The organism is Paractinoplanes durhamensis (genome assembly GCF_016862175.1).
GTDB classification, from domain to species: Bacteria; Actinomycetota; Actinomycetes; order Mycobacteriales; family Micromonosporaceae; genus Actinoplanes; species Actinoplanes durhamensis.
In genome coordinates, this window is the sequence record NZ_BOML01000013.1 from 315,180 (window position 1) to 329,739 (window position 14,560).

Consider the following 14,560-nt stretch of genomic DNA (forward strand, 5'->3'; position numbering starts at 1 on the left):
AACTCTCCCTTATGACGGCAGTTTCGCCGCCAGGCGGCGCAGCTCGGCCTGCATGTGCCGGGGGCCGCCGCCCTGGAACGACTGGAGCACCCCGCTCGCCCGGTCGAACGCCTCCCGGGCGGCGGGCACGTCGCCGGTCTCGATGAGCAGCTCGGCGAGGCTGCGGAAGGCCTCGAAATGGTACGGCCCCTGCCCCACCGACCTGGCCGCCTCGACCGCCCGGCGCAGCTCCGCCACCGCGTCGGCGGTGCGCCCGAGCTCGATCAGGTTGTGCGCGATCGACACCCGGATCATCGCTTCCTCGTGCCGGCGGCCGACCGCGAGGTTGAGGTCGAGGGCCTGCCGCAGCTCGACGGCCGCCTTCGCGTACTGACCGAGGTGGGTCAGCGACCGCCCCATGCAGTCGAGGCACCGCATCTCCGACTTCTCGTTGCCGGCCGCCCGGCACAGCTCGACCGCGATCCGCGCGTGTTCCAGGGCCGTCTCGTGTTCGCCGAGCGCGGTGTGCGCCGAATGGAAGTTGATGTGGGTCAGCGCCTGTTCGAGCAGCATCCCCCGATCGACGAAAACCTGAAGAGCAGCGGAAAGCAAGGACAGCGATTCCTCGTACGCGTTGAGGAACCACCGAGCGCCGGCCAGACTCCGCAATACGTGCGCCTCGCCGAGCACATCCCGGTTCTCGCGGGCGGCCCGCAGCGCGAACCGCATCACGTCCTCCCAGTCCTGGAAGTGCCCGAACCACTCGAAGTACTGCTGCATGGTGATGGCCAGCTGCCAGGGCACGATGCCGTGGCCGAGGTCGGCCGCGACCCGGACCGCCTCCTTGAGCACCTCGCGCTGCCCGGCGAACCAGTCGATCGCCTCCCGGTAGGACGCCGGCCGATACGGCACCACGCCCGGCGCCGCCGGCTCGGGGGCGATCGGCGTGCGGTTCGGCTCCAGCACGACCTGGGCGTGATAGCTGCTGTGCAGGTAGAACTGCAGCAGCCGGGTGACCGCGGCCCGCTGGGCGGCGACCGGGTCGACCGAGCGGAAGAGCTCGTCGGCGTAGGCCCGCACCAGCACGTGCGAGGTGAAGCAGCCGCTCTCGTGCTCGACCGTCAGCGCCGCCTCGGTCAACTCCTCGATCTCGGCCCGGACCCGGTGCACGTCCTGCCCAGCGAGGCTCGCGCCGGCCTCGAGCGTGATGCCCGGCGTCAGCGCCACCGACAGCAGCCGGAACAGCCGCGCCGCGCCCGGGCTGAGCTGCCGGTAGGACCAGGAGAACGCGGTCCGCGGATCGGTCACGCCACGGCCCTCCGGGAAGGCGGCCAGCCGCTGCGCACCGTCGCGCAGTTCGGCGGCCACCGTCGCCAGGGACAATTTCGGGCGTACGCTCAATCGCGCGGCCAAGATCGCCAGCGCGAGCGGCAGTCGCCCGCACAGCTCGATGATCTCGTCGATGACCGCCGGCTCGACCCCGATCGGCCCCGGATTGCGCAGGTAGGCGAGCCGGCTGGTGAGGATCTGCCGGGCGTCGGCGAGATCCGGGACGTAGGCGCGGTAGAGGCGCGCACCGTCGGAGGCGGACAGCCCGACCAGCGGGCGGCGGCTGGTGATCAGCACCAGGCTGTCGACCGAGTTCGGCAGCAGCGGCCGCACCTGGGAGGCGTCCCGCGCGTCGTCGAGCATCACCAGGATCCGCTTCCCGGCGGTCCGGCTGCGATACGCCCCGACCAGGGCGTCGAAGGTGTCCGGGACGTCGTCCGCGCGCAGCCCCAGGCCGTACAGCAAGGATCGCAGTGCCTCGGCGGCGAGCACGCTGCCGTCCTCGCCCTCGTGCCCGCGCAGGTCGAGGAAGAGCTGGCCGTCGGTGAAGTCGGCGGCGACCTGATGGGCGAAGTGGGTGACCACGGTCGACTTGCCGACGCCGCCCATGCCGTCGACCGCGACCACCATCGGGCTGGTCCGCCGGGTGTCGCGCATCGAGTCGACCAGGTCGTGCAGGACGCCCAGCTCGACCGTCCGGCCCACGAACATCGGCTGGTCGGGCGGCAGCTGCGCGGGGCGCAACAGCGGCGCGTCGGCCGGCACCGGCCGCGGGTCGGTGGCCGGTGCCGGCGCCTGGGTCAGCACCTGCTGATGCGCGTCCTGCAGCTCGCGCCCCGGGTCGAGGCCGAGCTCCTCGGCCAGGCGTTCCCGGATGACCCGGTACGTTTCGAGCGCCTCGGCCTGATACCCGCCGGCCGCGAGGGTCGTCATCAGCGCGGCCTGCACCGGCTCGTGCAGCCGGCCGATCCGCGCGGCGAGCCGCAGCGCGGCGAGCACGGCGGCCGGCCGGCCCTCCCGGACGGCGACCTCGGCGGCCGCGACGGCCGCGTCGAGGAACTCCCCGTCGATGCCGGTGAACACGGCGGTGGCGCCCGCACTGTCGGCGAGGCTGCCACCGGCCGGGCCCTCGCACCGGCTCAGGGCCGCCACGTAGTGGTCGAGCGCCTGGTCCGGCTCCTTCCGGGCCAGGGCCACCCGGTCGCGGAACGCCACCAGGTCGAGCGACTCCGGCCCGGCCGCGAAGCGGTATCCGCTGTCGCGGCGGGTGATGAAGGACCCGCCGGATCGCAGCGGCAGGCCCGGTTCGAGAAGGCGGCGCAGGGCACCGACGTACTTGTGGATGACGTTGACCGCGCTGCCCGGCGGATCGGCGCCCCAGATCAGGTCGATCAGGTCACCCATGCCGATCGGCCGGTCCACCTGGGCCGCCATCACGGCCAGCAGGCAACGCTGCTGGCGCGGGCCCGGATCGATTTCGACGCCGCCCCGCCAGACCCGCAACGAGCCCATGACCTGCAGGCGCACCGAGTCAGGAGAGGTCAACGAATAATCCTTCGAAGTTGATGGAGGTTTCACGGTAGTCGGCGCGAGTGGAGGACTTGTGAAATCCAACTGGATCGCGAGCGGGCCGGCCGGGCCATGTCGGCCAGGCCACACCTCCGGCCGGCATACCGGCGAGGGCGCTGGGGTTCACCACGAGCAACCCCAGCGCCTTCCGCCTTCCCTGGAGGTCATCCTCTGATGCGTGCCGACACGGGATTCCACCCCGGTGAGCTGGCCGTGCAGCGCCAGGCCGGCGTACGGAACGAGGCCGCCCGGCTCGCCCGCATGCTCGACCCGGCCGAGTTGTCCGGCGGCGTCGCGCGGTTCCTGGCCGAGCGGACCTTCCTGGCCCTCACCGGCCGGGACGCGACCGGCCGGCTCTGGACCTCGCCGCTCGCCGGGCCGCCCGGCCTTCTGCAGGTCCGGTCCGGCCACGAGCTGGCCGTGCACGCCGGGTTCGCCGCCGGCGACCCGCTGTCCGGGATCGCCACCGGGCAGAAGGTGGGCACGTCGAGCGTCGACTTCGCCCGGCAGCGCCGGGTGCGGATCAACGGCCTCCTCACCGTGGCCACCGAGCATGTGCTGGTGGTCGAGGTCGAGCAGGCGTACGGAAATTGCCCGCAGTTCATCCAGCCGCGCCTGCTGGAGCCGGACAGCGCCGGGCAGCCGGCGGCCGGCGGGGACGCGCGCCGCGGCACCGCGCTCGAACCGGACGACATCGCGCTGATCCGCTCGGCCGACGCCTTCTTCCTCGGCACCGCGAACCCGGACCAGGGCGCCGACGCGTCCCACCGCGGCGGGCCGCCCGGCTTCGTCCGGGTCGACGAACGCGGGCTGTGGTGGCCGGACTATCCCGGCAACAACATGTTCAACAGCCTCGGCAACCTGGCGGTGAGCCCGGAGGCGGCGCTGTTGTTCCCCGACTTCGCCACCGGCGGCGCCCTGCACCTGTCCGGGACCGCCCGGATCGAGTGGGGCGAGGCCGGCCGCCCCGGTGACGACGGGCACACCGGCCGTGTCGTCCGCTTCCAACCCGAGCAGGTGGTCGCCGTGCACGGCCTGCCGCTGCACGAGGTCGCGCACCGCTCTTACCCGCACAACCCGCCCGTCAAGTCATGAGTACGTGAGCGTCCACTGGGGATCAATACCGTCCTCGGCATGAGAATTATCCACGTACGACATGCGGTGGCGGCGGCCGCGGCGGCGGTCCTGGTGTCGGCCCTGCTGCCGGCGAGCGTGCAGGCCGGGGAATCGCGCGCGGTGCCCGGCGTCGTCGCGATCGACGCCGGCACCGGCGCCGTCCGGCAGATCGCCGCCCTCGACGGCTTCCTCACCGCGACCAGCACGGCCGCGCCGGAGAAGATCGCCCGCGGCTACCTCGCCGCGCACCGGGCCGTCTTCGGTGCCGCGGCGGCCGGGCTGGCCGGTCTCCGGCTCCGCAAGGACTACGTCGACATCGAGGGCACCCACCACCTGAGCTTCACCCAGAACGTCGGTGGCGTGGAGGTCGTCGGCAGCGGCGTCAAGGTGCACGTCACCGGGGACGGACGGATCATCTCGGTCGACGGCTCCCCGCTGGCCGGCCTGCCCGCCTCTCTGAGAACCGCGACGTTCACCGACGGTGGTCCGGGCCGCCAGGTCGTTTTCGGCACCGCCGACGGACCCCGGCCGGCCCGGGAGGTGATCGACATGGACGAGGGCTACCTGAGCGTGGTGGACGCGGCCGACGGCACGCTGCTGTCCCGCCGGAGCCTCGTCGCCAACGACCACGCGACGACCTGGGAGAACTACCCGGGCGCGCCGTCCGGCGGCACCCAGCACACCGTCGACCTCGGCCGATGGCTGCCGGCCGGCTCGCCGACGCTGACCGGCAACGCGGCGCACGTCTACTCGGACGTCAACGACGACGACGCCGCGCAGGAGTCGGAGGAGGTCCGGCCGGGCGCTACCACCAGCTTCGACTTCCCGTTCACCGACTTCTCCGCCCAGGTCGGCGCCCCGTGCTCGGCGCAGCGGCAATGCTCGTGGAACCCGGCCGTGCCGAACTCCTGGCAGGTCAACCGGGCGCAGAACGCGACCCAGCTCTTCGCCTACCTGAACACCTGGCACGACCACCTCAACGCCGCCCCGATCGGCTTCACCCGGCAGGCCGGCAACTTCGAGGCGGTCGACGGCGACGCGGTCGACGGCCAGGCGATGGACGGCGCGGACACCGCGGACGGCCTGCCCGACGCCGACCACGACAACAACGCCAACATGACGACCGGCCCGGACGGCACCGCGCCGCGCATGCAGATGTACCTGTTCCAGCGGTCGGCATCGGTCCTGGCCGGGAACTCCGGGGACGCGGCCGACATCGTCTTCCACGAGTACACCCACGGGCTGTCCGAGCGACTGGTCGTGGACGCCGCCGGCAACGGCACGATGACCGGCGATCAGGCGCGGGCGATGGGCGAGGCCTGGGGCGACTGGTACGGCCTGGACTACCTGGTCGACAAGGGGTACGAGCAGGACGACACGATCGACGGCGACGTCCGCGAGGGCGACTACATCCTGAACGGGCGCGCGGTCCGCAGCGAGCCGATCGACTGCCCGGTCGGCAGCACCGAGCCGGTCTGCGCGGGCACTCCGGCCGCGGGCGCCGGTGGCTACACCTACGGCGACTACGGCCGGATCCGCTCGGCGGGCGGCCCGGAGATCCACGCCGACGGGGAGATCTGGGCGCAGACGCTCTGGGACCTGCGGACGACGATCGGCAGCTGGAAGGCCCGCTCGCTGGTGACCCGGGCGATGGAGCTGGCCCCGGCCGATCCGTCCTACCTCGACATGCGCAACGCGATCCTGCTCGCCGACCGGGTGGTCGACCACGGCCGCGGCCAGGACCGGATCTGGCAGGTGTTCGCCGCCCGCGGCATGGGCGTGAACGCCGGCACCGACGGCGCCACCGACACCTCGCCGGCCGAGGACTTCACGGTCCCGCCGAAGGTGTAGACCGATCAGGGCGAGGATGCGACCGCCGGTCGCGTCCTCGCCCTGATCAACGTCGAGCTACGAGCGGGCCGACCGCCGCCGCAGCGGCCGGATGGCCAGCGCCAGACCGGCCGCGGTGAACAGGACGCCCAGCAGCGCGGTGCTCAAAGCGTTCACCCCGGTCGTCGGCAGCCCACCATCGTCAGCCTTGGCGGCGACCGTCACGGTCAGCGTCAGGCGGCGGGTGCTGCCATCGGGAGCGACGCCGTACGCCAGCACGGTGTGCTTCCCCGGCGCCAGGTCGGCCGGCAGGGTGACCGGCAGCCGCAGCTTCCCGGACCGGTCGGTGACCCCGGTCGCCAGCATCCGCGGTGCGGAGTAGACGGTGATCCGCACCGTGGAGTTGGCCGCGAACCCGGCCCCGATCACGGTGAACGTGTCGCCGGGCTGCGCCGCCGGGACGTCACCCTTGTCCGTGGTCAGACCCGCGTTCCCGGAATCGGGTGCGGTGTCCGGCGCCTTGGGTTGCGTCGGGATCACCATGTTCGACGGCGCGCTCGCCGCGGAATCGCCACCATCTTGCAGATGGGCGACAACCCTTACGGTGTACGCCGTTCCCGCGACCCCGCCCAGCACGCAACTCGTCGCGGTCGTGGTGCTGCATGAGGACGGGCCGGGGTCGGCGGTCGCGGTGTAGCCGGACGCGCCCGTCACCGCGGCCCACGACGCGATGATCGACGCGACTCCGCCGCGTGCCTGGACCCCGGTCACCGCCCGCGGGCTGACCTGGACGTTGTTGCTGGTCCCGGTGATCGACCCGGTGTCGGTGGCGGTCACCGTCCGGCCGCCGCTGGTGCCGAACGTGACCCGGGCCGTGCCCACGCCGTTGCTGATGCTGGTCGGGCTCGACGGCAGCACCGCCGCCGCGTCGGTGGAGGTCCACGCCACCGTGCCGTCGTAGCTGGTGACGGTGTTGTCCCCGGCGTCCTTCGCCGTCACGGTCACCGTCACCGTCGTGCCGGCCGTCGCCGACGCGGGAGCCGTCACCGCGAAGTGGGTCACCGTCACCGGGATGAAGGTGACGCCCGCCGGTTTGACCGTGACGTTGTTGCTGGTTCCGGTGATCGCGAAGAAGTCGGTCGCCGTCACGGTCCAGCTGCCCTTGGTGTGGAATGTGATCGAGTCGGTGCCGACGCCGTTGGTGAGGATGGTCGGGCTCGACGGCAAAACCGCCGCCGAGTCCGTCGACGTCCACGCCACCGATCCGGCATAGCCGGTGACCGTGTTCTCGGCGGCGTCCTTCGCCGTCACGGTCGCGGTCACCGCCTTGTCCACCGTCGCCGACGCCGGGGCCGCGACCACGAAATGGTCCGCCGCCCCCGGATCGACCGCGACGCTGTTGCTGGTTCCGCTGATCGAGCCGTCCGTGGCGGTCACGGTCTGACTGCCGCTGGTGGTGAAGGTGATCTGTTCGGTGCCGGCGCCGCCGGTCAAGCTGGTCGGGCTGGATGGCAGCACCGCCGCCGAGTCGGTCGACGCCCACGTCACCGAGCCGGCATAGCTGGTGACCGTGTTGCCGGCGGCGTCCATCGCGGTCACGGTCACCGTCTCCGGCGTGCCCGATGTCGTCGAAGCGGGCGCCGACACCGCGAAGTGCGTCACCGCCCCCGGATCGACCGCGACGCTGCCACTGGTGCCGGTGTTCGCGACGATGTCGGTCACCGTGACGGTCTGGCTGCCGCTCGTCCTGAACGTGATCTGCTTGCTGGTCACCCCGTTGGTCAGGCTGGTCGCGGTCGGCGGCAGCACCGCCGCCGAGTCGGTCGACGACCACGCCACCGAGCCGGAGTAGTTGGTGACCGTGTTCCCGGCGGCGTCGAGCGCCGTCACGGTCGCGGTCACCGGCGTGCCGGCCGTCGCCGACGCCGGGGCGGACACCGCAAAGTGCGTCACCGCCCCCGGTTCGACCGTGACGCCCCCGCTGGTGCCGGTGATCGAGCTGCCGTCGGTGACGGTCACGGTCCGGCTGCCGGCAGTGCTGAACGTGACCGGCTCGACTCCCACACCGTTGGTCAGGCTGGTCGAGCTCGACGGCAGCACCGCCGACGGGTCCGACGACGTCCACGTCAGCGTCCCGCCGTAGCCGGTCACCGTGTTCTCACCGGCGTCCTTCGCCGTCACGGTCACGTTCACGGCAGTGCCCGCCGTCGCCGACGCCGGAGCGGACACCACGAAATGCGTTACCGGCGGCCCGTTGACGACCTGGGTCAGGGTGTTGGAGGTGCTGGGACCGAACGTGACGTCACCGCCGTAGACGCCGGTGATCGAGCGCGAACCGGCGCTCAGCGCGGACGTGCTCACGGTGGCCTGCGCGCAGTTCGTTCCACCGCCGGCGACAAGAGTCCCCGGGCCGAGCGAGGTAGCACCGTCCTTGAAGGTGACCGTTCCGGTGGGGGTCGCGCCGAGTCCGCAGACGGTATCGGTGAAGGTCACCGAGTTCCCCGCGGCCGAGGGGTTGGCCGAGGAGGTCACCGTCGACACCGGAGTCGGCGTGTTCGGAATGATCGACAGCGTGTTGGAGATGAAGTTGCTGACCGCGAAGTCGGGCTTTCCGTCCTGGTCGAAATCCGCCACGGCGATCCCCCAGGGGAACATCCCGGCCGGCGAGTCGGCCTTGGCGGCGAAGGCGCCGGCACCGTTGCCCGACAGCACCGACACCGTATTGGCGTTACGGTTCGCCACGACAATGTCGAGCTTGCCGTCGCTGTTGAAGTCGTCCAGTGCCATCCCGGACGGGTTGGTCCCGGTGGTGTAGTCGACCTTGGCGGCGAAGGTCCCGTTGCCGTTGCCCAGCAGCACCGACACCGTGGCGGAGTTGAGGTTGCTCACCGCGAGGTCGGGCTTTCCGTCCTGGTCGAAATCCCCGACCTGCACGGCGAACGGGTAGTTTCCGGTGGTGTAGTCGACCTTGGCGGCGAAGGTACCGTTGCCGTTTCCCAACAGCACCGACACGGAATTGGTGCCGCCGTTGGTCACCACGAGGTCAGGCTTTCCGTCCTGGTTGAAATCGCCGACAGCCAGCGCGTACGGGGAGGACCCGGCGGTGTAGTTGACGCTGGTCCCGAAGGTGCCGTCACCGGCGCCCAGCAGCACCGACACCACGACCGCACTACTCGCGGCCACGGCGAGATCGAGTTTGGTGTCGTTGTTGAAATCGCCGACCACCACCCCGACCGAGGCGGATGCGACGGCGTAGTTGACCCTGGTGCCGAAGGTACCGTCACCGACGCCCAACAGCACCGACACCATGCTGGCGCCATTGCTCGTCACCGCGAGATCGAGTTTGTTGTCGCCGTTGAAGTCTCCGGTGGCCACCCCGATCGGCGCGACCAGGGTGCTGTAATCGACCTTGTTGGCGAAGGCACCGCCGCCGGTGGCCAGCAGTACCGACACGTTGTCGGAGTTGACGTTGACCACGGCGACATCGGGCCTGTTGTCGCCGTTGAAATCCCCGGCGGCCACTCCGATCGGGAAGCTCCCGGTCGGGTACGCAACCTTCGTGGCGTAGCCGGCCTGGGCAGCGGCGGTCGGCAGCATCACCCACGCGGCCAACAGACCAAGAATCCCTGCCCACGCACGACGCTTTACCGACCCGCGATCCCCCACCGCACGCACTCCCTTGCCAACAGCCACTAGGCCCCCGAGGTCACGGTGGGTTTTATGACTTTAAAGCCCACTGACCTGCGATTTGGCCGTTTTGCCGTTTCAGGGGATATTGATGGGGCCGATGCGGCTAGGACGCGGAGAGGACGTCGACCACGAAGCGCAGGGCGCCGGCCGGCTGGCCGCCGGTCGGGTTGTCGCCGTAGGCCAGGTCGGACGGGATGTCGAGCTGCACCCGGCTGCCCACCTTCACCCCGAGCAGCCCCTGGTCCCAGCCCTTGATGACGCCGCCGGACCCGATCTGGAAGCTGAACGCCTCCGACCGGCTCCACGACGAGTCGAACTCCTTGCCGTCGGAGTAGCCGACGCCGACGTAGTTCACCTCGATCGTCTGACCGGACTGGACCGCCGCGCCGGTGCCCGCGATGAGGGTCGTCGTCTTGAGCTTGGCGACCGTGCCGGTGCCCGCGGTCGCGGTCGGCTTCGTCGACAGGGCCGGGTCGGCCCCGGCCGGAACCGGCGGGAACGCCGCACTGGACGCGGCCGCGCTGGGCGTGGCCTCCGCACTCGCGCTCGCGGCGGCCGGGCTCTTGTCCGACGACGTCTGGGTGATCCACACGACGAGCCCGACGAGCAGCGCCAGCACGACGACCGCCGAGCCGCCGACGGTCAGCGCCTGGCGGCGCTTCTGCTTCGCCCGGGCGCGCGCCTTGGCCACCTTGGCCTCGGCCCGCTTCTCCGCTTTCGTCTTGAGCGGCGGCCCACCAGGGCCTTTACGCGAGGGACCAGCAGCAGCACGCTTGGTAGCCGCAGTCCCGCGGCTAGTCACAGATTCCGGCACGGGCCGACAATACGACACTCTTCTGTGGTGGCCCACCCCGTACGGACGCTGTATCGTTCAGAAGGTTTTGAATGTTAGGAGAATCGGGTGGATGAGGAACGGCGGTTCGCCGAAGAGGTGGGCGTCGTGCTGTCCGGGATAGGCTTGCCGGCTGCGTTCGGCAAGCTGATGGGCCGGCTGCTCATCTGCGATCCGCCGCAGCAGAGCAGCGCCCAGCTCGCCCGGTCGCTCGGCCTCTCCAAGGGCTCGGTCAGCACCGGCATGCGCGCGCTGGAGCAGGTCGGCATGGTGCGGCGGGTGCCCGGCGCGGGCCGCGGCCACGTGTACGAGATGCTGCCCGACGCGCTGGTCCGCACGGTCGACGCCCGGCGCGTCTACCTGGCCATCCACGCCCTGATGCAGAACGGCATCGACCTGCTCGGCGGCGACGAGAGCCTGCCGCGGGCGCAACGGCTGCGGGTGAGCCGCGACTTCTACGCCTTCATGGCCGAGCGGATCCCCCAGCTGATCGACGAGTTCGCGCGACGAGAAGGACTCACCTAGGAACCAACGAAAGGACGCATGATGGCGGACATCCCGGCCATCCAGACCGAAGCCCTGGTCAAGCGCTACGGCCCCCGGGGCACGACCGCGCTCAAGGGCCTCGACCTCACCGTCTCCCCCGGCGAGGTGTTCGGCTTCCTCGGCCCCAACGGCGCCGGCAAGAGCACCACGATCCGCATCCTGCTCGATCTGATCCGGCCCACCACCGGCACGGTCCGGGTCCTCGGCGCCGATCCACGCTCTGACCCCGCCCTTCGCTCCCGGATCGGCTACCTGGCCGGCGACTTCGTCGCGGACGCCCGGCAGACCGGCCGCGAACTGCTCACCTACCTCGGCGACCTGCGCGGCGGCGTCCCCGCCCGGCGCATCGACGAGTTCGCGGCCCGGTGGGACCTCGACCTCGGCAAGCGGATCGGCAGCCTGTCCAAGGGCAACCGGCAGAAGATCGGTGTGCTGCAGGCCTTCATGCACGAGCCGCCGCTGCTCATCCTGGACGAGCCGACCAGCGGCCTCGATCCGTTCCTGCAGCAGCAGTTCGTCGCCGAGGTCCAGGCCGCCGCCCGGCGCGGGCAGACCGTCTTCATGTCGTCGCACGTGATGAGCGAGGTGCAGCAGACCTGCGACCGGGTCGGCATCATCCGGGCCGGCACCCTGGTCGCCGTCGAGCACATCGACGACCTGCGGAAACGGGCCCTCCGCAAGATTGAGGTGCACTTCGACACCGACGCACCGGTCGTCGAGGCGGCCGGCCTCTCCGACGTGGTGGTGGACGGCACAGTGCTGCGGGGCAAGCTCGCCGGCGACGCCGACGCGTTCGTGAAGGCACTGGCCCGGCACCACGTGGTCGATCTGATCAGCGAGGAACCCGAGCTCGAGGAGCTCTTCTTCACCTACTACCGGCATGAGGAGGCGTGATGCGCGTCTTCCGGAAGGCGGTGCGGGACAACCGCCGCGCGTGGCTCGGCTGGATCGTGGCGCTCACCGCGGTCGCCGCGATGTACGCGTCGTTCTACCGCAGCATCGACAACCCGGCGATGACCGACGCCCTCAATTCGTTCCCGCAGGCCCTCAAGGAGGCCTTCCACCTGCAGGACTACACGCAGCCGGCGAACTACTTCGCGGCCAGCGTCTTCGGGTTGCTGGTGCCGATCCTGGTCGCGGTCTTCGCCATCGCGGCCGGGGTGAAGGCGGTGGCCGGCGACGAGGAGGCGGGCACCCTCGACCTGGTCCTGGCCCAGCCGGTCGGCCGGGTCTCGCTCGCCCTGCAACGCTTCCTGGCCGTCGCCGCGGCGATGGTCGCCGCGGCCGCGGTCATGTGCCTGGTCGTCATCGCGCTGCGCGGCCCGGGCCGGTTCACCGCCCTGCCCCCCGGCCGGCTGGTCGCGATCTGCCTGCAGCTGGCCCTGTTCGGACTGCTGTTCGCCGCGCTCGCCTACGGGGTCGGCGCCTGGACCGGACGCCGCGCCCAGGCGCTCGCCGTGAGCGCGGTCGTCGCCGTGCTCGGCTATCTGGCCGATTCGTTCTTCACCCAGATCAACGGTCTGAAGTGGACGGAGAGGCTCTCCCCCTTCGACTGGTACCTGGGCGGCGAACCGTTGAAGCACGGCGTGCAGTGGGGCCACGCCGGCCTGCTGCTCGGCTTCGCCGTCCTGTTCGTCGCCGCCGGCACCTGGCGCTTCAACCGGCGCGACCTCAGTTCTTCCTGACCGGGCGGGAAGCCGCATGGTACGAACCGGTGTTGGCGACCCGGCCGGTGCCGGGCTGGCCGGTGCCGGGCTGGCCGTCCCGCCGGTTGCGCACCGAGCGCATCTCCGCCTGCGCGCTGACCGCCGCCTCGGCCGGGCTGGGGAGAAACGTGGGCCATTCGTCGGCGGCCGGCCGGTGGATCCACTGCTGCTCCGGGTCGATCCAGACCGGGCAGCGGCCCTGGGCCAGCGCGTAGCGCACCGCGTCGCAGACCTGGCCCCGGGCGCCCGGCTGCCAGACCACCAGCAGTTCGTCGGCCTCGTCGATCATCGCGCGATGGCAGGCGATCAGGGAGCGTGGCTGCGGCGTCGCGCCGTAGACCAGCGGCGCCCGGCCGGCCCGGCCCATCAGCCGCATCCATTCCACCCGGTCGGCGTCCGGCCAGCTGTCCGCCTGGCGGAGAAACGGCAGGTGGAGCCCCAGATCGACGTGCGCGCGCAGCACCGCGTCGGCCCACCACAGGCCGGGGCCGCGGGACATCCCGGAGAGGCCGCGGGTCATGCCGTTGGTGTCGCGCAGCCGGACCGCGGCCCGCACCAATTCCCGGTGGACCCACCGCCTCGCCGCGGGTTCGAGAAGGTACGCCGGATGTCCGATCAATGCGACCGTGGGCCAGGTCTGCTGCGGCGCCCCCACGATGACCACCTTTTACTCTCCGTCGCGACAAGGTCATCCTCTGATACGGATCCCGTCACTCAACGGATCAGCATCCATCGAAAAGAGTAAAGATTGCATCGACAGGCGTGGATGCGTACGTTCTTCGGTCATGAAACGCGTCGCTGCGCTCGCCGTCACCGTCCTTGCCGGTGCCGCCCTCGCCGTCGTCTCGGCCGGGCCGGCCTCCGCCGCGATCGGCGCCGTCCGCGGCGCCGCGTCGGGGCTCTGCCTGGACGCGCTCAGCGCCGGCACCGCCAACGGCACGCTGCTCGACCTCTACACCTGCAACGGCGGCGGCAACCAGAAATGGAACGTCACCGTGGGGTCGGCGGGCTGCCCGGCTTCCGGCGGACTGACCTGGACCCTCGCCCGGGCCTCGTCGCCGACGGCCGACCAGACCGACGCCTACACCCAGATCACCACGGCGATGAATCTCGCCGTCGCCGAGTACAACTGCTATCTGGGTACGGCCAAAGCCCTTTACGTCACGTACGACACCAGCGTGGCGACGGCCGACGGCAACTACAACGGCACGATCCGGTTCGGCAGCAGCCGTGGCTACATGAACCAGGCGACCGCCCAGCACGAGATCGCGCACACCCTCGGCGTCGGCACCTACAGCACCTGGTCGGCGCACGTGTCCGGCGGCCAGTGGACCGGCAGCGCCGCCATCGCCAAACTACGGTCGGTGACCGGGAACGCGTCGGCCGTGCTCTACGCCGACACCCAGCACTTCTGGCCGTACGGGCTCAACCAGGCCGCCGAGGCGACGTCGGCCGACGACTACATCCGGAACGTGAAGCTGGTGGCCGCGCTGCGCACCGACATGGGCCTGTGAACTGAATCACCGCCGTGGAGCCAACCTATCCGGGTCTCGCGCGTCCCTCCATGCGACAGTGCACCACTGACCGTACTGGAGCTTCTGATGCGCAAACCCACTCGTGCCCTCGCGGTCGCCGCCGGCGCCGTTGCCGTCGTCGCCATCGGCGGGGTGACCACGGCGGCGGCGTTCGCCGACGACGCGACCCCCGCGCCGGCGCCCTCGGCGACCGCATCGGCGGCCCCGTCGCCGGCCACGTCCGGCTCCACGCCGGCGACGACCGCGTCCCGGAGTCACCCGGCCGCCACCGCCACCGCCGCACCGGTCTCGCCGGTTCCCAGCGCGACGGCCGCCCCGAGGACGCGCCCGTCGGCCTCTGCGCCGGCGGAGACCGCCAAGCCGACGCGGATCACCACGCCGGCGCCGACCGCCTCGACCCGCGCCACCTCCTGAGCGCATCGCGGGCC

The 14,560-nt window shown here is 71.3% G+C and carries 11 protein-coding genes; 7 read left to right on the plus strand and 4 right to left on the minus strand.

Annotated features, from left to right (window positions below):
• Positions 1-9: 9 nt before the first annotated feature.
• On the minus strand, positions 10-2,853 hold the full coding sequence (locus Adu01nite_RS08170) for an AfsR/SARP family transcriptional regulator (protein ID WP_275414625.1): 2,844 nt from the start codon (positions 2,851-2,853) through the stop codon (positions 10-12).
• Positions 2,854-3,051: 198 nt separating this feature from the next.
• On the opposite strand from Adu01nite_RS08170, the gene Adu01nite_RS08175 reads away from it, so the two are divergent.
• Positions 3,052-3,972, plus strand: coding sequence for a pyridoxamine 5'-phosphate oxidase family protein (locus Adu01nite_RS08175; protein ID WP_203725916.1), 921 nt, complete (start codon positions 3,052-3,054; stop codon positions 3,970-3,972).
• Between the two features lie 39 nt (positions 3,973-4,011).
• Positions 4,012-5,844 (plus strand): M36 family metallopeptidase, encoded by a 1,833-nt coding sequence (locus Adu01nite_RS08180; RefSeq protein WP_203725917.1) that lies wholly within the window; start codon positions 4,012-4,014, stop codon positions 5,842-5,844.
• Between the two features lie 57 nt (positions 5,845-5,901).
• On the opposite strand, the gene Adu01nite_RS08185 is transcribed toward Adu01nite_RS08180, so the two are convergent.
• Positions 5,902-9,435 (minus strand): beta strand repeat-containing protein, encoded by a 3,534-nt coding sequence (locus tag Adu01nite_RS08185; protein WP_203725918.1) that lies wholly within the window; start codon positions 9,433-9,435, stop codon positions 5,902-5,904.
• 181 nt (positions 9,436-9,616) lie between these two features.
• Positions 9,617-10,204 (minus strand): FKBP-type peptidyl-prolyl cis-trans isomerase, encoded by a 588-nt coding sequence (locus tag Adu01nite_RS08190; RefSeq protein ID WP_239132226.1) that lies wholly within the window; start codon positions 10,202-10,204, stop codon positions 9,617-9,619.
• A gap of 210 nt (positions 10,205-10,414) precedes the next feature.
• Between Adu01nite_RS08190 and Adu01nite_RS08195 the strand changes: the two genes are divergently transcribed.
• From Adu01nite_RS08195 to Adu01nite_RS08205, 3 genes are read left to right on the plus strand one after another with little or no spacing between them, the layout of a single operon-like run.
• Entirely contained in the window at positions 10,415-10,870 is a 456-nt protein-coding gene (locus tag Adu01nite_RS08195) for a GbsR/MarR family transcriptional regulator (protein WP_203725920.1), read from the plus strand.
• Positions 10,871-10,891: 21 nt separating this feature from the next.
• Positions 10,892-11,785: an ABC transporter ATP-binding protein gene (locus Adu01nite_RS08200; protein ID WP_203725921.1), complete on the plus strand. Its 894-nt coding sequence runs from the start codon at positions 10,892-10,894 to the stop codon at positions 11,783-11,785.
• Positions 11,785-12,576 (plus strand): DUF2705 family protein, encoded by a 792-nt coding sequence (locus Adu01nite_RS08205; RefSeq protein WP_203725922.1) that lies wholly within the window; start codon positions 11,785-11,787, stop codon positions 12,574-12,576. The genes Adu01nite_RS08200 and Adu01nite_RS08205 overlap by 1 nt, the downstream gene beginning before the upstream one ends.
• Here the strand turns inward: Adu01nite_RS08205 and Adu01nite_RS08210 are convergent.
• Positions 12,563-13,252 carry a hypothetical protein gene (locus tag Adu01nite_RS08210; protein WP_239132227.1) on the minus strand — a complete coding sequence of 230 codons (690 nt, stop codon included), beginning with the start codon at positions 13,250-13,252 and terminating at the stop codon, positions 12,563-12,565. The genes Adu01nite_RS08205 and Adu01nite_RS08210 overlap by 14 nt on opposite strands.
• A 130-nt stretch (positions 13,253-13,382) precedes the next feature.
• Between Adu01nite_RS08210 and Adu01nite_RS47655 the strand changes: the two genes are divergently transcribed.
• Together Adu01nite_RS47655 and Adu01nite_RS08220 are read left to right on the plus strand one after the other, a co-directional pair.
• Positions 13,383-14,111 (plus strand): ricin-type beta-trefoil lectin domain protein, encoded by a 729-nt coding sequence (locus Adu01nite_RS47655; RefSeq protein ID WP_307836590.1) that lies wholly within the window; start codon positions 13,383-13,385, stop codon positions 14,109-14,111.
• An 87-nt stretch (positions 14,112-14,198) separates the two neighbouring features.
• Entirely contained in the window at positions 14,199-14,546 is a 348-nt protein-coding gene (locus Adu01nite_RS08220) for a hypothetical protein (RefSeq protein ID WP_203725925.1), read from the plus strand.
• Positions 14,547-14,560: the final 14 nt, after the last annotated feature.